The following is an 18,827-nucleotide window of genomic DNA, read 5'->3' as shown; positions in this document are numbered from 1 at the left end:
GTCCACTTTTCCCACTTCTCGCGCTTTTTCCGTGGAAGCGGCCATCTTAAAAGTCCGCATCGCGCTGATCGGACGCCAGCCCACCGTTCATGGATGCATCAACATCTCTCAATTCATCCTCTCGCTCCAAGTTCACATCGAACTCCGCGAGCGGTTGTGGCTTGAACCGCAGCCCTCGGTAGATCTTATGACCATCAAGGACCGCCGCTCTGATGCTAAGTTTCAAGCTGTGCGTCAGCATGTCCTTGACTCGAGCATTCGCGTACTCGATGCGGCCGTTTTCCTTGCACCAAGCACGATAATTTTCGTAGAAAGACGTCTGACGGACGAGCAGCTTGTCTCCTCCGAGTTCACAGTTTTCCTGGATGAACTCCTGCAAAGAGTTGGCAGATACGCGCCATTCGTGCATCAAGCGGTCATGCACCTTCGACTCCGAGAATTTCCCTTGGCTCAGTAGCCGCTCAGCGCCCTTCAGCGCTTTGTACGCAATGCCTGAGATCTCCGCGTTAGCGATGCGCAAAGCCAGAGAGGGGTCCAGTGGCTGGCCGCTCTTCAACCGGCTGTTTGGGAACTCCATAAGCTTCCAGCGCGCATAGAAAGCCTCAGAGTGCTCATTGACCTTGATCGCGTGGTTGGTCATGAACAAATGCATGGCCCGATTGCGAAAGGAAAAAGGCGGCTGCGTCGGCAGACGACCGGTCAACAGGTCTCCACCCAGCACTGACTTGAACTCAGCTGACGGAATGGCGGCGTTCTCCGGCAGTTCACCCACTACGTTCAGGCGCATGTCTGCTAGGCTGGCGATGAAGTACCGGTTGCCCCCTCCCCAGTCGAGGGGTGAGATGGCGGAGGTGAGATCGGGATGCACCAAGCGACCGAGGATCTCCTGCATCGCCCCCTTTCCCGCCCGGCCATAGCGATCCATCCAGACAAAGGCCTTCTGGAAACGATGGCCGATGCCGAGCATTGAAGCCCCGGCAAACTCGTCCAAGAGGCTGATTTGTTCCTGCTCCTCGCCTTCGTTGGTCGAATAGAACGTTTCTGCCCGAAACGCGTCGTAGAGGGGGGTGGGCACATCTTCGGGCTCGAAGGGCAACGACCGCTGTTGCCGGTGTTTCAGCCCCAGCACCTCCTGGCAGATTTTTCTGTCACGTACGCTGTGGAAGCTACGCAAACACGCAACGCCCTCCGGGGCGTCTTCAAAGAATGAAGACTGATCCCGCAGCGTCAGTACGACCTTCGCGATACTGTGGTAATCCTCTTCACGGAAGCAATTCACCTTGCCGTCGTGCACTCTTGCGATCTTCGCCTTCAGCTCGTTGAAGGGCAGTTCTACCCACAGCTGGGTCGAAGCTTGCGGCAGGTACAAGACTCCATTGACCGTGACGGGCGCATACCCGTCAACAGACAACTTATCCCATATGTCCTTGGCGTAGCCGAAGTGGGTGGGGGCGACCTCCTTGAGGCTCGTTCCAAGTCGACCAATTGCCTGGTCCAGCTTGACTATCGAGATGTCCTTGTTCGCGCGTTTAAGTTGCGCTCGAACACGCATCCACTCCGGATAGTTCCGATCGCGCAGTCCCAGTAACGCATGAAGAGCCACCTCCTCAAAGGGGGCCCCGCAATCGGCCTCGGACTTTTTCAGGAGATCTTCGACAATCTGCTGGCTGGTCAGCGACGAGTCTGCGCCCTCCTGTTCGCCGTCGAGGCCATCGCCGTCAGACATAAGTTCAACGTCGAACTCCTCGTCATTTGTTGCGCTGTTCGACTCCATCGACTCAGCACCCTCTTGGCCCAGGTTGTTTGTGACAAGCTCATCCGCAAGCAAGTCGATATCTTTTGTGTTGGGATTTCCCATGTTTTCTCCTAATTTGTGACACGCCAAAGTGGCAAGAGACCAAGAGCGAGAAAACAGTCAGGAGCGCGCCACGGCAGCGCACGAAGGCATGCTTCGAGCATTGGCGGCATGAGGAGAATTTCTTCCACCCACGGTAAGACGCCCACACAATAAACATGTGCGGTAAGACAGCTTTCACAGACTCTTGGTCTGTAAACAACAACCATCCGAAGCGAACTTCAAATGGCCCCTCAAGCAGGCTTGAGAGCTTGTCTTAGCAACCCGTAATTGCTACGGATCGCGCTTCCCATCAGGGTTTGTAGGGTGCATGGTCTGTTCAACCACGGCCCAGAGATTTCGATACAGAACGTACCTAACTTTTGCCGTTACCCCCATACAGTGGGTCTTTCGCAATCGCTTCAAGGAGTTTATCGCAAATTGCAACTAACAACAATGGTTCGAAAAAAATAAGAGACGATCACCCCGGAGCAGCACCATGCGGCACCACCCCGGGGCGTCCTTGTGTCCTACTCCGTTGACCGCCCACAACAAAGCCCGCCTTGCTTTAGGCATTCGTCTTGGTCGGGTGTGTTCAGGAGAGGTGTTCCGGCAGGCCAGCACGCGAGGGCCGGGGCCGGGAGGCGGGTAAGAGCTGCCCAGGTTGGCCGCAGACGGGCCTGCAAGCCTCGGAGTGGTGGGGTAGCTATCAGTCCCAGGCCGGGCCGCCCAGGCGCTCCGCCTCCCACCCCAGCAGACCTGCGGCATGGCTGGTGATGGTCAAGGGCAAGAGTTCGACGGGAAGGTCCTTGTCCAGCAGAGCAGTAGCTGCGGTCAGGATGCAGTCTTGGAAGATCATGGGTTATTTCTTTCGGTAGGTGTCGAGGTAGTACACAAGCCCCGCAGCGATCAGAACGATCACGAGGAAGTGCAGCGGAAAGGCATAGACCAGCAGGCCCAGCCCCACCAGGCACAGCCAGCGGGCGCCGGAGGCCATGAGGTGAAGCACGAGGACGGTGGTCAGGGAAGCAGCGAGCAGAGCGGCCATGAAGACTCCTAAAGCAAGGCAGAGGTAATAGGTCCAGGCGAAGGTATCGCCGGTCGGTGGACTTACCGCTTGCAATGAAGGGTCTACGGGTGGCAGCTGGTGTCGCTTAGGAAGCCGCAGGTGCCCCCGTCTTCTTGCTACGCGCCTTTTCATCCTTCACAGGACGAGGCGTCTCTACGGGCGCTCGGAGCGTGGTCCTCCAGTCGTTGCCTTCCACGAACTGATAGGCATGTCGCTTGTCTTGCACCGCCTGCACGATGCCCAGGTGCTTGAGCACAGCCATCACAAACCCTGCCGTGTTCACCGAGGTGCCCGCGAACAGAGTGGCCAGGGCCGATGCCGCCAACGTGGGCGCTTTGGTCAGCAAAGGTTCTACCACGTCGAGGGCCACCCATGAAGGGTTGTGATGCCCTTTGCCGGTGTTGTGCGTGACGCGCAGGTGCAAGGCGCTCGCTGTGTCCATTCCCAACTCGTAGGTCAGCGTGGATCGTTCAGACAAAGAGGGGCACTGGTCCGTGCGAAGCGTCGTGATCGCTTCTTGATTGGTATCTGTCATTGGTGGTCCTTTTCAATGGGTGGATCGAGGAACATTCCTCATTACAGATACGCGGTTTTTCTCAGTTTTGAATGGGCAAAAAAATGCCACCCGAAGGTGGCGTTGGCTGGTTGCGACAGGCAGTGCGATGCTAGGCATGAGCATCATTGCGGGTGCTCTTTCTCGACGTAGCGATCGCACAGGAGGGTGAGTTCGTTCGAGTCGCCTCTGGGCATGAACACCACAACTCCAAACCCGTCATCACTGAGGATGAAGGTCAGGATGTACCAGTGCTCGGTCCATTCGACAACATCCCACGAGGGGGTGAAATCCAAGCTCTCCCAGTGCAAGCCATTCCAGCGGTTGTGCAAGATGGCGAACCCGAGCTGCTCTTCTATCGCTTTCGGGGTGTCTTGAGCTTCCGTCACCACAACATGCAGCAATGAGGCCCAGTCTTCGCACTCGCTTCGAATTTCCTCACCAAGTCTGCCAAGCACCAAGGTGTCGAGCCCGAGACTGCTTTTCGTAGACGCCAGACGTACCAGGCTTTCATGATCGCGGTAGGTTTGCATAGGCAATTCATCCTTATAAAAATAGAGACAAAGAAAAAGCGCCCGAGGATTTCTCCAGGGGCGCCCAGTGGGTGCTTTGGTCATGTGAGCTTGAACTATCGGAACTTTCTAGTGATCTCCTTGCTTTAGCGGCACCCGGATTTCAGGGCGCGCCGGGGCGGTGGTGTGTTCAGTGGACCTCAGGCTTATCAGCGAGATTTCTGATCGCGTTGGCATGGTCATTGATGGTCATCCCAAGGTAACCCAACGCAAACACCGACCAGAAGATCGCCATGAGAGGGTCCTTGGCTAGGCCGATGAGTGCCAAGAGTCCCATGGCGCAGAAAATCGCCACTTGCTTCTTGGTAGTGCGCTCGACTGCATCCTTGAACAGCTGAATGCCCTCTTCCATGTCCACCGACTTCTGGGCGGGCGTTTGCAGCTTCATCAGGTCTGGGGTTGCAGGCATTGCTTCTGCCGCTGCTTGGGCCGCTTGACGTGCTGCCTCGATTTCAGCCTGACGCTGTTGCTGGGTGGCGATGCGCAGGCGCTCCTCCTCCATGGCGAGTTCTTTGCGGCGGGCGGCGAGGCGTTCGTTGAGGTCCATCGGTCGCCCCTCCTTATTCATCGCTGGCAAGGTTGCTGACCAAAGCGTCCAGCGCTACCCCGCCCAGGACCGCACCTGCAGCGCCCGCAACGGCTTTGCGCCCTACCCGCTTGGCCTGGGCTTCTGCGGCTATGACGTCATCGATGCAGCGGGCGGCGCGGGCGGCTCTCTCTGATTCCGGCACGCGGCGCTCGAAAGTGACCATGAGGGTTTCTCGGTCAGTCACCAGCAAGTGACGCTGCATGACCTTGCTCATGAACACCATGCGCCAGCCTTCGGATGCCATGGCGTTGATGTAGGCCTCCAGTACGCCGGTTTCGATACGGCCTTCGCCGAGCAGAAACGAGCTGATGGCACCGTCGGCTACGTCGATGACCTTGTATTCGTATTCCATAAGTTCTCCTCCTTGGTTGATGTTGATGGGTTGGGGTGGGATGGGTTACAGGGTTTGCGTTACTTGCTCCAGCGGGCGCGCTCGAAGACGCTGGGCAGCGAGATGCTTCCCTTGTCTTTGTCGTAAACGCACAGGTGGCTGGTGTACTTGGTCGACTCCTCGCTTTCTTTCTCGGACAACTCCACGACGATGCGACCGTCCTTGGTCCAGTGGTCGATGGGTTTGACGACGTAGGTGCTGTACTTGGCGCGCTCTTGTTTGTGGAAGCTGGCGCATTCGGATTTGATGCGGGCTAGTTCTTCGCGGCTGGGGCCGGAGCAACCGGATAACAGGGTCAATGAGGCCAAGACGAGAACGGGAAAAGCAGATTGCATGGGTCGCATAGGTGGACTAAGGCTCCTTGGTTGAGGGTTGGGGTGAACAGCTAAAGACTTCTTTCAAAGGGCACATCGCCGCTGAGCGTGGCAACCCACAGGGTTTTGTAACGAATTTCGTGACGACGAATTATCACCACGTCACGAGACTCGTGACATGCCATCCGAGCCATTGGATTCCCCGAACGTTGTGGGCCGCCGCATGCGCTCACGACGCGAGGAGCTGGGGTGGTCTCAGGAAAAGGTGGGGGTGCTGATAGGCATTGACGAGTCGTCAAGCCGTGCTCGGATCAGCAGATATGAACTGGGGACGCATGAGCCTCCAGTGAAGACGGCGCGACAAATAGCAGACGCGCTGGGTGTTCCGCTCGCTTATCTCTACTGCGAAGAGGACGAGGTGGCGCAACTACTTTTCGTGTTGTGGACCCTCACGCCTTCTCTTCGCCACCGTAGCGTTTCCTTATGGCTTAACCAACTGGCGTGAATGCAAGGCCGCCATCTACTTTGATGTGTGTTTGGGCGAGCAGTAAAGCATCTCAGACCGCAATCAACCGACTACTGGCAGTCGAGCAAGTGCGACTTCGTTAACCTTCAGAAGCCACAGAAACTGTTACGGACAAAGTTGCCGTGCGATCGCATGTAACTCCGAGAGATAGTAGCTAAGCCGCGTTTGATGCTGACCGGGTGGAGTGCTGTCCAAAAATGAGCCAACACTATTTACCTGATTTGCGCCACGCCGAAATCCTTGGGTCAAATTAGCATTTATCAAGGCAGCCTGCATTGCCTTTTGTGAAGCGCCAGACCGATGCGCGAGATAATTGCGAGTAGCCTTGGTCGCATCAAGCAGAGCTCCATGAGGCGCACTTAAGTTGTCAAAGTAGTTTCTGAATGGCGCATCTAGCCATAGATTGGCCTTTGCCTTTAATTCGCCAGTTGTGGTGAAAGATACATTCCAATCCCTCGGATCAAGAATCTGACGAATCTTATCGAGCGTGAGATGCGAGGTAATGTCAACCGTTGCGAACTGCGCTGCACGCTTCGCAATGTCATCAGTCGCTTCAATCTTCATCTTACCAACTATGTGGTTTACGAATGGGCCATTCCTTTTATTAATGTAGGCGACGAACAAGTCGCTTATAAACCCTTCCAAAAGAATCGAAGCGGCCAAATAGCTGTACTCAACAACATGTAATCTACTCTTAGCAGCCACTCCTTTACTAGTCACATCAATTAAAGCATCTTTAATATCAACAAGACCTGCAAGAAAATCATTCCTAATATTTTCAGGATTAGCCGTACGCATTTATAATCCTCAAACACAGCCGAATACATAACAGCGCGAACATACGATCAAAACGCCCACCTCAAACATAAATACTCAAAATCATCCCCTTAACCCGATCTCCAACTTCATCATCAAATATGCAGAGCCCGTTTGCGCCAACCTCCAAAAACCCAGCAACATCCATAAAAGGCCGATCCACTCTGATTTTATCAATTCTACCTTCTGATCCCGGGAATTTATGCAAATAGTCAGCGAAAGCATCCTTAACAGAAGATATTTCAACCTTCATCGCAGATGAGTCCGATATAGGAATTTTCGATGCCTTGAGTTTGACTATTTTTGCTCGCGGCGACTCATGCTTAATCCGGAAATAAAAATCAAGCACCGACCATTCAACCTCATATACTGTGATATGCCCTAGAGCAGCAGCAAGTGCGCCAATCATCGATCGAACTGTTCGCGGAGGATTTTCAATTTCCAAAAGATATGATCCAGGAGAACTCAACCGACGATGAATTTCGAAACGTGTCATGGCATATCGCACTGTCTGAATCTCATTCACCTCTCCAAATGGATCAGCAACCCGTTCGATTTCAATAGTTTTCTCTATAAATCGATAATTTAATGCCTTTGTAGATCGAGACAGAGGTTCAAAACCTCGCCCAATCTCCAAATCAAATTTAGCCAACGACAGTGCAGCATTTATCTGACTCAACGAAGAGTCAACATCCAAAAATAGCCATTTAGATTTCGCCATGCTGAGGCCTATTGACTTCATGGAGCGACTTACGTGCAGCCAATTCGATCATGGCTCCATATTTTTGCTCCTCCTCTCGAGTGAAGGCAGAGCGAGATTTAGAAAACTCTCCGATAGTCAGACACTTATAAAAACCCCGAGATAAATACACAAAATCTTGACACTCTTCAGGCGATGCAAATTGTGCCTCAAACTCATATATATCGGAATCGACATTTTTTCCTTTGGCCGTCCAAATTATCCTCGATACATAAAATCCGCGCTTTTCGAGCAACGCTAGCTCTTGTGACTCCAGCACCCCCTGACCTTTGAGAGACGCTTTATCAATTCTGATCTCCGAATTGCCCGACTCAAGCTCTCGTTCATCATTACTCTCTGGAGGCTTGGTCACATAGACATCCGATACATCTTTGAGCGGCATGTCAGGCAAATTATTGATCAAATGAGTGAAAAAAGATGTTTTCTTTTTGGCATCCAGCCCCGGAGACAATTGAATCTCGTCGAATTCAAATTTCTCCACACCCTTATCCCTTACTGACTTCGCTATTGCATCAACCCATTCGCGAGCCTCATCACTATACGGCGAGTCAATAACTATACCGCCGTCTTCAGAGCGAAAAGAAATCATAGCAACTCGATTCGTCACTTGGCGAAATTCACTTTTATTGAATTGAACCTTTGTATAACGAACCTCGACATCCAGACGACTACCCTGACCTCGAAAAACCTTCACCAGTGCACCAGCACTTTCAAGATCACTCTTTAACTCGAAAATCCCAGACTCGAATTCTTTTAGAGAGGCATTAGTAGCCACACGGATTGTCGAAGTTTTCTCCCGACTCAATCCACTCCCAAAAAGTCTTGCCAACGCCTGATAATCATGATAATCATGAAACAATCGAGCAAAATGCCTGGCCAAGGCCTTTCGACTCGTGTCCGGCGAAACCAAAATACCACGAGTCAAAAAAAGCTGCCTCAGCTCAGAATTAGTAACATTCTTTTGATTTAGCGCATCAAAAAGAGATTTGTCACTCGCGCTATAAATTGTACCAATCCTCATTACCTATCCCAGCCTATTTCAGTTCGAGAAAAAGAGTAACGGGTCAGTGAAACTATTTCAAATTCTATTTGGCCAAACCGTTCACGCCTGTAGCGATCCAACCCCCAGTCACGACAATAGAGATCGATGCCTCGAGAGAAATTACTTCGAGCATCTGATGCGGGTGACTTGTGAACAAGTCTCACCCTCAAACTATGAGTGCCATCGACTATCTGAAATCCAGACAAAATATCAAAAAAATATGCAAACTCTTCAGCGCTCCCGCCGCTGCGATTGTAGTAAATTACATACCCTTCCCCAAACCTTTCCTCCAATTTACCGGTGCTTTCATTATATTTTTTCACCGTATCATGCCTAATAATAAGATATGGACCAGACAGCATTTCTATTGTCGCAGCACGACTAAACCGCTCACCGCTGGTCTTGTGAAGCTTCATGTCAGGATAGAAAAACTCATACTGCTTCTCTGGAAAAGTCCCTGCGGCGTGCAAACTGTTCGCATCTGCGATCACTGAGGTCAAATAGCTTATTAGCGATGGTTCAGCCACATGAAGGCACTGTCCATCTTGAATCGGCAATGTATCCAATCGGACGGCTTTAGGCTCACCTTTACCTCGCCCTTTTACGGGCGCATACAATACGTCATAAAAATTCTTATCATAATCAGCATCGTGATTATAAACAAACAGTAAGCCTCTTACTTCGTAAGAATGCTCCTCCAAAACATATCGAGACTGCCATTCTTCTGAAACGTGTGCACAATCAATTGTCTGCGCCAAAGATTTCAGAGCAGAAACGATATTTGACGAATCAATACTCCCAGCAGCATAGCTTTTCAGATCCGTATTTAAATATATATTCTTGTTTAAATATGAATCGTGATACGTGAATACCACATCAACCGGATGATTATGATTAGAATTTTTTTTGGGAGCGTGAACTGGTTTGATGCAATCAAAATTTTGATCACGAACCGGAATTCTCTTCCATTTAAACCAATCAAATAAGTCATCTGAGACCCGCTCTGCCATCTTCGCAATGGCACTTCTTTCCCCACCAGCCATGTATGGTCCCTTGTTAGTTAGCCTGAAACACAAAGCACTCTAGTCTCTGGACTCTGCCCAACATTTCCATGAAACGCAACAAGATGTTGCCCAAGAAGCTACGTAGTCACCTCGTTGCAGGGTCAGCCCACCGATCTAGCGGAGCGTTAAAGGCGCGGTTCAAAAGCAAAAGCCCCTGGCTCAATAGAACCAAGGGCTTTTAAAGCTATCGTTGTAGAGCGGGTCAGAGCCGCGCTAGAACCTCAATGCGTGAAGCATGAGCCCCGCCGATTGACCGGGGAATAAGCCATCTCAGTGGAACTGCTCTTCCTCGGTCGAACCCGTCAGGGCCTTCACACTGGACGAACCGCCCTGGATCACCGTGGTCACGTCATCGAAGTAACCTGCGCCCACTTCCTGCTGGTGCGACACGAAGGTGTAGCCCTTGTCGCGTGCAGCAAACTCAGGCTCTTGCACCATGTTCACGTAGTGCTTCATGCCTTCGCCGTTGGCGTATGCATGGGCGAACTGGAAGGTGTTGAACCAGTTGATGTGGATGCCGGCCAGCGTGATGAACTGGTACTTGTAGCCCAGGGCCGACAGGTCTTCCTGGAAGGACGCGATCTGGCTGTCGTTGAGGTTCTTCTTCCAGTTGAACGATGGCGAGCAGTTGTACGACAGCAGCTTGCCGGGGCAGGCGGCGTGCACGGCCTGGGCGAATTCGCGGGCAAAGCCGATGTCCGGCACGCCGGTTTCGCACCACACCAGGTCGGCGTAGGGGGCGTAGGCCACGCCGCGGCTGATGGCTTGCTCCAGGCCGTTCTTCACGCGGTAGAAGCCTTCTTGGGTGCGCTCGCCGGTCAGGAAGGGCTTGTCGTTGGCGTCGTGGTCGGACGTGATCAGGTTGGCGGCTTCTGCATCGGTGCGGGCCAGCACGATGGTGGACACGCCCATCACGTCAGCGGCAAAGCGGGCGGAGATCAGCTTTTCGCAGGCTTCCTGCGTGGGCACCAGCACCTTGCCGCCCATGTGGCCGCACTTCTTGACAGCGGCGAGCTGGTCTTCGAAGTGAACGCCTGCAGCGCCCGACTGGATCATGTTCTTCATGAGTTCGAAGGCGTTCAGCACGCCGCCGAAGCCGGCTTCCGCGTCGGCCACGATGGGCAGGAAGTAGTCGATGAATTCCTTGTCGCCGGGGTTGATGCCGCGGCCCCACTGGATTTCGTCAGCGCGCTTGAAGGTGTTGTTGATGCGGCGGACCATGGTCGGCACCGAGTCGTAGGCGTACAGCGACTGGTCGGGGTACATAGTCTCGGACGTGTTGCCGTCGGCGGCCACTTGCCAGCCCGACAGGTACACGGCTTCGAGGCCTGCCTTGGCTTGCTGCATGGCCTGGCCGGCGGAGATGGCGCCGAACGCGTTCACGTAGCCCTTCTTGGCGCCGCCGTTGATCTTGTCCCACAGCTTTTCAGCGCCGCGCTTGGCCAGCGTGTGCTCGATGGGCAGCGAGCCGCGCAGGCGCACCACGTCGGCGGCGGAGTAGCCGCGCTTGACGCCCTTCCAGCGGGGATTCTGGGCCCAGTCTTTTTCCAGGGCGGCAATTTGCTGTTCGCGGCTCAGTTGTTCGTTGAGGGATTGGGGCATGGGATCACTCCAGGAGGTTGGTTGAAAACGCCGGGCTGCTGGTGCCGCCCTTGGAGACAACTTTAAGTCTTCTATAAGACTTGAGCAAGCTCTTATGTCTTATACAAGAGATAAATTTTTTCCTTGCAAAACAACAGCTTAAACACGCAATTTCTCAATACAGAAATTGATTTCTCATATCGAGAAAAATTGCGGCAATGCAACATCTATCGCATTTTGCCATGTGGAATCAAAATTCCGTATCGCAAAATTGCATGACCCGGATCGACTGATCGTAGGGATGCCGTGTGTCTGCCGTCGCATCACCCTGCGCTGAACCCCTGCCGTGCCCTGTGCACTCCCAGGCGGTCACAAGAACTTCACCCAATCCCCTTGCGGGATGCGCGCGGCCGACAGCACGTAGCGGGGGTTGATCTCGTACACCAGGCAGGGCAGCGGCTGGCCGTTGACTTCGACCTCGATCTCGCGCTTGATGTACTCGTCGGTGGGGTTCTCGCCCAGCGACTCGATCTCGTCCAGCACGTCTTCCAGCGCGGGTTCGATGGCGTAGACCTCACCGTACACCCATTCCGCCCCGCCGAGCGTGACACCCGGATACGCGCCCAGGTGGTACAGAACGCCGGCGATGCGTCCGCGCCCCACGAACAGGGGCGGCGGCTCCAGGCGGGTGATGTCGTTGCTGCAACCCTGGCGCAGGGTGCCGTATACAAAAACCCAGCGGGACGGCGGCAGGGGGCTGGTTTCGTCGGGCATGATGCGCACTCTTTTTTTGTTGAACAGCCCGCAGTTTAGTGACCACTCCCAGCCGCCCCTTTGCCTACCTGTGCCTGGCCCTGAGCATGGCGCTGGTGGGCAGCTATGTGGCGCTGTCCAAACCGCTGGCCGCGGTGCTGCCGGTGTTTCTGCTGGCCTGGATGCGGTTCGGCATCGGCGGCGTTGCCATGGTGCACTGGCTGCGCAAGCCGGCCAACGAGCCTCCGCTCACCCCGCAAACCAAGCGCCTGTTGTTCCTGGAATCGTTTCTGGGCAACTTCATGTTCACCATCTGCATGCTGTACGGGGTGACCCTGACCGATGCGATCTCTGCCGGCGTGACGCTGGCGGCCATTCCGGCCGCGGTGGCCGTGATGGGCTGGGCCTTCCTGAAAGAGCGCGTGGCGCCGCGCACCTGGGCGGCGGTGGTGTGTGCGGTGTTCGGTATTGCGCTGTTCGCGCTATCAAAACCAGAGCTGGCAGCGCACGCTGGGCAAGCGGTAGACGGCAATAACAGCCACAACCTGGTGTGGCTGGGCCAGTTGCTGCTGGTGGGCGCGGTACTGTGCGAGGCCGCATACACCGTCATCGGCAAGAAGCTCACGGGCAGCCTGGGGCCCAAGCGCATCACCTCGCTCATCAACCTGTGGGGCTTTGTGCTGACCACACCGGCAGGCCTGTACGTGGCGCTGGGCTTTGACTTCGGGGCCGTCGGCTGGGGCACCTGGGCGCTGCTGGTGTTCTATGCGCTGGCCGCGTGCATGTGGACGGTGTGGCTGTGGATGACCGGTCTCAAGGCCGTGCCCGCCGCACAAGGCGGGGTGTTTTCGGTGCTGCTGCCGGTCAGCGCCGCCCTGGTGGGCGTGCTGGCGCTGGGCGAATCGCTCACAGGCCTGCAACTGGTGGCGTTTGTGATTGCGCTCGCCAGCGTGCTGCTGGCCACCCTGCCCTCGCGGGCGGCCTTGCGGCTGGGCCGCCGCGGCTGACGCGGCCAGGAGGTCGGCGGGTCGGTCGGCCAGCCGGTAAGGGGGTCAGGCGTGCAGGGCCGTGGCGCTGACGACGATGCCGTCGGCGTCGGCATACAGCCAGTCGCCCGGGCGCACCCACACGCCCTGCACCTGCACCGGCACGTCACGCTGGCCTTCCCCGCGCCGCTCGGTGGGCAGCGGGATGAGCACCAGCGCGCGGATGCCCACGGCCGCTGCGTTCAGCTCGGCGACATCGCGCACGCAGCCGTCCACCACCAGCCCGGCCCAGCCGTTGCGCGCCGCAGCCGCCGCCAGGTTGCCGCCCACCAGCGCGCGGCGCAGCGAGCCGCCGCCGTCGACCACCAGCACCCGCCCTTCGCCCGGCGATTCGACAGCGGCCTTGACCTGGGTGTTGTCCTCGTGGCATTTGACGGTGCTCACCGGCCCGCTGAAATGCGCCACGCCGCCGAAGGCCTGGAACGCAGGCGGGAGCACCCGAAAGGCGCCGCTGGTGTCGGCTTTGTGGACGTCGCAGAAATCGCAGGTGCTGAAGGCGGCGGCAGAAGCTGTCGTCATGGGCAGAGACCTTTCATGTCGTTGAAGGGGTTGAGACGGGGTTGGGCGCTGGCTGGAAGCCTGCCGCCGGCAGCGCGGCGGCCTGGCCTGCGCACGGATGGCCATTGTTGCGCAGCCAACGCTGGGCGGGGCTCGCGGGTGGCCAAAGAATGCGCTTCCAAGCGCACCCGACGCCACCCGAAATGTCAGCCGCGGGCCGCCCAAAATGCGCGCTGCACACCCTGCAGGACCAGGAAAGGCGGGCCAAAGCACCGACTTTCCAGCCGCCAGAGGGCACCACAGCTACAAATCGAGGCAAAAAAAGCGGTTTCTCCCTTGGAAACGCGTTTTTTTCCCAGTAGCATCGGCCTGCCAGTGGGACAGCCTTGCTTTCGCTGGTGAAGATTGACGTCCAACTAGGAAAACCCAACATGGCAACTGCAAAAAAAGCTCCGGCAAAAACAGCCCCTGCGGCCAAGAAGGCTCCCGCCACCAAGACCGCCGCCCCCGCCAAGAAGCGCACGCCCAACGCAGCCTTCATGAAGGCCCTCACGCCCAGCCCCGCGCTGGCTGCCGTGGTCGGCTCGGCACCGCTGCCACGCACGGAGATCATCAGCAAGCTGTGGGTCTACATCAAGGCCAACAACCTGCAGGACGCCACCAACAAGCGCAACATCAACGCCGACGCCAAGCTCAAGGAGCTGTTCGGCAAGCCCCAGGTGTCGATGTTCGAACTGGCTGGCCTGATCGGCAAGCACGTCAAGTAAGAAGCGCTCCGCGCCCTGAGAAAAAGCCGGCCCTGCCGGCTTTTTTTCGTTGGGACCCCGCCAAAGTGTGGCGTGCAGACGTCAATGCAAATGAGAATGACCCTCATTCGATGTAACATAAAGATGCACGACGAAGCATGACTTTGTGAAGTTTTTCTCACAAGCGTCATTGCATCCGACTCGTTTGCGGCGCACATCGGGCGCCGACCGCACATCCCCCATCGACGGAGTCCATCTTGGCTAAATCACGCGCTCAGCGCCGCAGCACCGCGCTGCGTCAAACCGCATCCCCTGTTTCCACCCCCGCCGGCGCATCTTCCGATTTGGCGCTGCTGCCCCTGGGCGCCCTGATGCTGGCCGCCTCCATGGGCGCCATGGCCCAGTCCGGCACACCGGAAGCCACGATGTCCACCGTGACGGTGCAGGAAGCGGCCGAAGTGCAAGGCAAGGACACCCTGCTGCTCAAGAAGACCACCGTCGGCAAGGGCAACCAGGACATCAAGGACATCCCCCAGTCCGTGACGGTGTTCACCGAAAAGCTGATGAACGACCGCAACCAGGACGACTTCCGCGAGGTGCTGCGCACCACGGCGGGCGTGACCTTCCAGTCGGGCGAAACGGGCGAAGAAGACGTGCGCATGCGCGGCTTCTCGCTGGGCCTGGCCGGTGACATCTATGTGGACGGCATGAAGGACGCTCCGCTGATCGAGCGCGACACGTTCAACAACGACCGCATCGAAGTGCTCAAGGGCTCGGCCTCCATGCTGTTCGGCAAGGGCTCGACCGGCGGCATCGTCAACCAGGTCAACAAGTACCCGCTGCTGATCGACCAGCACGAAGCCAGCTACACCTTCGGCACCGGCCAGTTCCACCGCGCCACGGGCGACTTCAACTGGAAGACCGGCGAGAACGCGGCCTTCCGCCTGAACGCCATGGTGCAGGAGTACGACAACTACGGCGCCAAGCAGGACAAGCGCGGCATTGCGCCCACCTTCGCCTGGGGCATCGGCACGCGCGACGAGTTCTCGATCGGGCTGTACTACCTCGAATCCAAGGGCCGCCCGCTCTACAACCACCCCTGGCGCGTGGTCGACGGCAAGATCAACACGCCGCTCGAAGCCCGCAACTACTACGGCCTGGCCAGCGACCACAACAACACCTCGTCGCAGTACGTCACGCTGGGCCACATCCACCGTTTCGACGACAACGGCGAGCTGACCACCCGCCTGCGCTACGGCCAGTACGAGCGCGACCTGCTGGCCAGCACCATCGGCTTTCAGAACGGCAACATCACGCTGGGCCAGATCAACGGCAACACCGTGCTGACCCGTGGCTCCAAGGGCCGCCTGGGCGAGAGCGATGTCCTGCAGGTGCAAAGCGACTACAACAACACCTTCAACTGGGGCGGCCGCAAGCACACGGTGCTGGCCGGCGTCGACTACTACGACGACGATGCCAAGCGCAACCAGAACTACGCCAACACCACGCCGCGCCCCAACACCACCGTGGGCTCGCCCAATGACGGCGCCTGGGTGGCCGACGGCCGCGCACCGGTGCAGTGGAACACCTTCACCTCGCGCAACCTGGGCCTGTACTTCCAGGACACCGTCGCGATCAACGACACCCTGAAGCTGGTGGGCGGCCTGCGCTACGACAACTTCAAGGCTTCGTACAAGAACGCCACCGGCGCGCTGAGCAACTCCCGCTCCGACAGCCTGGTCAGCCCCCGCGTGGGCCTGCTGTTCCAGCCCACCGAGCTGACCTCGTACTACGTGTCGTACGGCACTTCGTACAACACCTCGGGCGACACCTACCAGTTCGGCAACCCCGGCACGACCACGGCGCGCACGGCCAACACCGACCCCGAAAAGAGCCGCAACTTCGAGATCGGCAGCAAGTTCGAGCTGTTCGAGCGCCGTGCCCTGCTGGGTGTGGCCGCCTTCTACAGCCAGAAGTACAACGAGCGCAACACCGACCCCGACACCGCAGCCCAGCAAGAGCTGCTGTCCGGCAAGCGCCACGCCACCGGCATGGAATTCAACCTGGCCGGCCGCCTGACGCCCCAGTGGGAACTGTTCGCCAACCACACCTGGATCCCCTCGGCCAAGATCGACCACAGCAATGTGGTGGTGCCCGCCAACGGCGGTGGCGCCCAGGCGCAGGGCGACCGCCCCGGCCTCACGCCCAAGCACAGCGGCAGCGTATGGACGACCTACGCCGTCACCTCCAAGATCCGCGTGGGCGCGGGCGTGACCTACCGCGGCAAGCAAAACCCCGAAGGCTCGCGTGCCGTGTACGCCAGCGGCTTCGCGGTGATGGACGCCATGGTCGAGTACGCGTTCGACGACAAGACGACGCTCAAGCTCAACGTCAACAACCTGTTCGACCGCACCTATGCGGACGGCCTGTACCGCGGCTTCTACACGCCGGGCACGGCACGTTCCGTGCAGGTGTCGCTGAAGACGCGCTTCTGACCTTCGATGTGCTGATGCATCGACATGTCGACGTTGATGCGTTGATGCGTTGATGCGTTGATGCGTTGATGCGTTGATGCGTTGATGCGTTGATGTTCTGACGAAACGACTCCGCCCCTTCATTGGGGCGGAGTCACAATCGGACCCCATGTTCCTGCACATCAAAGACGTACTGACGGCCGACGAGGTGGCCCTGTTCCGGCAAACGCTCTGGGCGGCCGACACCCCCTGGGTGGACGGCGCCCGCAGCGCAGGCAGCCAGGCCGTGCACCAGAAGAACAACCAGCAGCTCGCCCAGGGCAGCGAGCTGTCGGCCCAACTGCAGGGCATCGTCAAGGCCGCGCTGGCCCGCAACGCGCTCTTTTTTTCGGCCGCCCTGCCCCGGCGCATCTACAACCCGCTGTTCAACCGCTACGGCGACGGCGCCAACTTCTATGGTCGCCATGTGGACAGCGCCGTCATGCACTCCAAGGCAGACAACGCCTGGGTGCGCAGCGACCTGTCGTGCACGCTGTTCCTCACGCCGCCGGACGAATACGACGGCGGCGAACTGGTCGCCACCGAAGCCTGGGGCGACAAGCGCATCAAGCTGCCGGCCGGCGACATGATCCTGTACCCCAGCAGCACCGTGCACCAGGTGTCGCCGGTCACCCGCGGCCACCGCATCAGCAGCTTTTTCTGGGTCGAGAGCATGGTGCGCGGGCTGGAGCAGCGCCAGCTCTTGTTCGACATGGACATGGCCCTGCTGCGCCTGCGCCAGAGCGTGGGCGAGACCGACCCGTCGGTCATCGCCCTGTCGGGCACGTACCACAACCTGCTGCGCATGTGGGCCGACGTGTGACAGGCGCCTGGCAGACCCGCTACAGCCGCAGGCCTGGCCCCAGGTCTTGCCCCACATCCAGCGCCCGGCGGCCATGCCAACCAATTTGCTCATTTATTGATAGCGCCTCGCGCTTGCTGAATGCGCGGCAGGTGCTTTTTTCATTGCCATGACCCACGTCCCAGCACGCCAACAGCTCCCTCCCGGCCTCGCCAGCCTGGCCGACCATGAGCAGCAGGCCCGGCAACACCTGGACGACAACGCCTGGGCCTACTTCAGCGGCGGCGCGGCCGACGAGATCAGCCTGCGCAGCAACCGCAGCGCGTGGGACGCCCTGCCCCTGTGGCCCCGCGTGCTGCGGCCGCTGGCTGGCGGGCACACCCGCGTTGAGCTGCTGGGCAGCACGCTGGCGCACCCCATCCTGCTGGCACCCGTGGCCTTTCAGCGCCTGGCCCATGCCGACGGCGAAGTGGCGATGGCCTATGCGGCCGCGGCACTGGGCGCCGGCGTGGTGCTGAGCACCCAGGCGAGCATGCCGCTGGAGGCCATCGCCCAGGCGGTGCTGCCCGACCCCGGCCGCGGCCCGCTGTGGTTTCAGCTGTACCTGCAGCCGGACCGCGGCTTCACACGCGCCCTGGTCCAGCGCGCCGAGGCCGCGGGGTACGAAGCCCTGGTGCTCACGGTGGACGCGCCCACGAGCGGCGCCCGCGACCGGGAGCGCCGGGCGGGCTTTCGCCTGCCGCCGGGCATCGCGCCCGTCAACCTGGCGGGCATGCAGGCGCCGCCCGCCCCCGCCCTCGGCGCCGACCAGAGCGCGCTGTTCGACGGACTGCTGCACCACGCCCCCACGTGGGACGACGTGGCGTGGCTGCAGTCCATCACCCGCCTGCCCGTGCTGCTCAAAGGCGTGCTGCACCCGTCCGATGCGCGCCAGGCCGTGGCGGCCGGCGTTGCGGGCGTCATCGTGTCCAACCACGGCGGCCGCACACTGGACACCGCCCCGGCCACGGCCACCGCCCTGCCGCGCGTGGTGCAGGCCGTGGGCGGCGCCGTGCCGGTGCTGGTCGATGGCGGCATCCGGCGCGGCACCGACGTGCTCAAGGCGATGGCGCTGGGGGCGTCCGCGGTGCTGGTGGGGCGCCCGGCCGTCTGGGGGCTGGCCAACGCAGGGGCCACCGGCGTCGCCCACGTGCTGCGGCTGCTGCGCGACGAGCTGGAGATCGCCATGGCCCTGACCGGTTGCGCCACGCTGGCGGACGCCACGCCGGCCTTGCTGACGGCAGACAGCCCCGATTGACGCGCCTTTGCGCCGGTTTCTCCCTCTTGGCAGAAATGGTTTATTGCAAATGCGATAGATT

The 18,827-nt window shown here is 58.5% G+C and carries 21 protein-coding genes; 6 read left to right on the top strand and 15 right to left on the bottom strand.

Annotated features, from left to right (window positions below; all coding sequences use genetic code 11):
- Window positions 1-46: 46 nt before the first annotated feature.
- The 8 genes from ACIGHN_RS11960 to ACIGHN_RS11925 all read right to left on the bottom strand — a co-directional run bounded on the left by ACIGHN_RS11960 (window position 47) and on the right by ACIGHN_RS11925 (window position 5,307).
- On the bottom strand, window positions 47-1,858 hold the full coding sequence (locus ACIGHN_RS11960; protein ID WP_396504531.1) for a DUF5906 domain-containing protein: 1,812 nt from the start codon (window positions 1,856-1,858) through the stop codon (window positions 47-49).
- 685 nt (window positions 1,859-2,543) lie between these two features.
- On the bottom strand, window positions 2,544-2,693 hold the full coding sequence (locus ACIGHN_RS11955; protein ID WP_396504530.1) for a hypothetical protein: 150 nt from the start codon (window positions 2,691-2,693) through the stop codon (window positions 2,544-2,546).
- A gap of 3 nt (window positions 2,694-2,696) precedes the next feature.
- A complete protein-coding gene (locus ACIGHN_RS11950) occupies window positions 2,697-2,882 on the bottom strand; it encodes a hypothetical protein (RefSeq protein WP_396504529.1) in 186 nt (61 codons plus the stop codon).
- Between the two features lie 106 nt (window positions 2,883-2,988).
- Window positions 2,989-3,438 carry a hypothetical protein gene (locus ACIGHN_RS11945; RefSeq protein ID WP_396504528.1) on the bottom strand — a complete coding sequence of 150 codons (450 nt, stop codon included), beginning with the start codon at window positions 3,436-3,438 and terminating at the stop codon, window positions 2,989-2,991.
- Between the two features lie 143 nt (window positions 3,439-3,581).
- Window positions 3,582-3,989, bottom strand: coding sequence for a hypothetical protein (locus tag ACIGHN_RS11940; protein WP_396504527.1), 408 nt, complete (start codon window positions 3,987-3,989; stop codon window positions 3,582-3,584).
- A 169-nt stretch (window positions 3,990-4,158) separates the two neighbouring features.
- Window positions 4,159-4,575 carry a hypothetical protein gene (locus ACIGHN_RS11935; protein WP_396504526.1) on the bottom strand — a complete coding sequence of 139 codons (417 nt, stop codon included), beginning with the start codon at window positions 4,573-4,575 and terminating at the stop codon, window positions 4,159-4,161.
- 13 nt (window positions 4,576-4,588) lie between these two features.
- Window positions 4,589-4,969 carry a DUF4177 domain-containing protein gene (locus ACIGHN_RS11930; protein WP_396504525.1) on the bottom strand — a complete coding sequence of 127 codons (381 nt, stop codon included), beginning with the start codon at window positions 4,967-4,969 and terminating at the stop codon, window positions 4,589-4,591.
- A gap of 59 nt (window positions 4,970-5,028) precedes the next feature.
- Entirely contained in the window at window positions 5,029-5,307 is a 279-nt protein-coding gene (locus tag ACIGHN_RS11925) for a hypothetical protein (RefSeq protein WP_396504524.1), read from the bottom strand.
- 193 nt (window positions 5,308-5,500) lie between these two features.
- Between ACIGHN_RS11925 and ACIGHN_RS11920 the strand changes: the two genes are divergently transcribed.
- Window positions 5,501-5,827 carry a helix-turn-helix domain-containing protein gene (locus tag ACIGHN_RS11920; protein ID WP_396504523.1) on the top strand — a complete coding sequence of 109 codons (327 nt, stop codon included), beginning with the start codon at window positions 5,501-5,503 and terminating at the stop codon, window positions 5,825-5,827.
- 126 nt (window positions 5,828-5,953) lie between these two features.
- Here ACIGHN_RS11920 and ACIGHN_RS11915 read toward each other — a convergent pair whose 3' ends face one another.
- From ACIGHN_RS11915 to ACIGHN_RS11890, 6 genes are all read right to left on the bottom strand, one after another.
- Complete coding sequence (locus tag ACIGHN_RS11915; protein ID WP_396504522.1) at window positions 5,954-6,646, bottom strand: hypothetical protein; 693 nt, start codon at window positions 6,644-6,646, stop codon at window positions 5,954-5,956.
- A 61-nt stretch (window positions 6,647-6,707) separates the two neighbouring features.
- On the bottom strand, window positions 6,708-7,406 hold the full coding sequence (locus ACIGHN_RS11910; protein WP_396504521.1) for a hypothetical protein: 699 nt from the start codon (window positions 7,404-7,406) through the stop codon (window positions 6,708-6,710).
- Window positions 7,372-8,445, bottom strand: a complete 1,074-nt coding sequence (locus ACIGHN_RS11905) for a hypothetical protein (protein WP_396504520.1) — start codon at window positions 8,443-8,445, stop codon at window positions 7,372-7,374. Before ACIGHN_RS11905 ends, ACIGHN_RS11910 begins: the two co-directional genes overlap by 35 nt.
- On the bottom strand, window positions 8,445-9,509 hold the full coding sequence (locus ACIGHN_RS11900; RefSeq protein ID WP_396504519.1) for a hypothetical protein: 1,065 nt from the start codon (window positions 9,507-9,509) through the stop codon (window positions 8,445-8,447). The genes ACIGHN_RS11905 and ACIGHN_RS11900 overlap by 1 nt, the downstream gene beginning before the upstream one ends.
- Before the next feature lie 291 nt (window positions 9,510-9,800).
- A complete protein-coding gene (aceA, locus tag ACIGHN_RS11895; RefSeq protein WP_056171944.1) occupies window positions 9,801-11,132 on the bottom strand; it encodes an isocitrate lyase in 1,332 nt (443 codons plus the stop codon).
- A gap of 348 nt (window positions 11,133-11,480) precedes the next feature.
- Window positions 11,481-11,885 (bottom strand): gamma-glutamylcyclotransferase, encoded by a 405-nt coding sequence (locus ACIGHN_RS11890; protein ID WP_396504518.1) that lies wholly within the window; start codon window positions 11,883-11,885, stop codon window positions 11,481-11,483.
- Window positions 11,886-11,923: 38 nt separating this feature from the next.
- Between ACIGHN_RS11890 and ACIGHN_RS11885 the strand changes: the two genes are divergently transcribed.
- Complete coding sequence (locus ACIGHN_RS11885; protein WP_396504517.1) at window positions 11,924-12,871, top strand: DMT family transporter; 948 nt, start codon at window positions 11,924-11,926, stop codon at window positions 12,869-12,871.
- Between the two features lie 45 nt (window positions 12,872-12,916).
- Here ACIGHN_RS11885 and rraA read toward each other — a convergent pair whose 3' ends face one another.
- Window positions 12,917-13,429, bottom strand: coding sequence for a ribonuclease E activity regulator RraA (rraA, locus tag ACIGHN_RS11880; RefSeq protein WP_396504516.1), 513 nt, complete (start codon window positions 13,427-13,429; stop codon window positions 12,917-12,919).
- A 410-nt stretch (window positions 13,430-13,839) separates the two neighbouring features.
- Here rraA and ACIGHN_RS11875 point away from each other — a divergent pair, with 410 nt between their 5' ends.
- From ACIGHN_RS11875 to ACIGHN_RS11860, 4 genes are all read left to right on the top strand, one after another.
- Entirely contained in the window at window positions 13,840-14,175 is a 336-nt protein-coding gene (locus tag ACIGHN_RS11875) for an SWIB/MDM2 domain-containing protein (RefSeq protein WP_056171946.1), read from the top strand.
- A 236-nt stretch (window positions 14,176-14,411) separates the two neighbouring features.
- Window positions 14,412-16,649, top strand: coding sequence for a TonB-dependent receptor (locus ACIGHN_RS11870; protein ID WP_396504515.1), 2,238 nt, complete (start codon window positions 14,412-14,414; stop codon window positions 16,647-16,649).
- Window positions 16,650-16,797: 148 nt separating this feature from the next.
- The gene (locus ACIGHN_RS11865) at window positions 16,798-17,490 is read left to right on the top strand and encodes a Fe2+-dependent dioxygenase (RefSeq protein WP_056171948.1); all 693 of its coding nucleotides are present in this window, start codon (window positions 16,798-16,800) and stop codon (window positions 17,488-17,490) included.
- A gap of 148 nt (window positions 17,491-17,638) precedes the next feature.
- Window positions 17,639-18,766 carry an alpha-hydroxy acid oxidase gene (locus ACIGHN_RS11860; protein WP_396504514.1) on the top strand — a complete coding sequence of 376 codons (1,128 nt, stop codon included), beginning with the start codon at window positions 17,639-17,641 and terminating at the stop codon, window positions 18,764-18,766.
- The last annotated feature ends 61 nt before the right edge of the window (window positions 18,767-18,827 follow it).

The sequence above is a fragment of the Acidovorax sp. NPDC077693 genome (genome assembly GCF_044542805.1).
In the GTDB taxonomy this organism is placed as follows: domain Bacteria; phylum Pseudomonadota; class Gammaproteobacteria; order Burkholderiales; family Burkholderiaceae_C; genus Acidovorax.
Note: the sequence above shows the minus strand (reverse complement) of the source record. Positions and strands in the feature narration are given on the sequence as shown.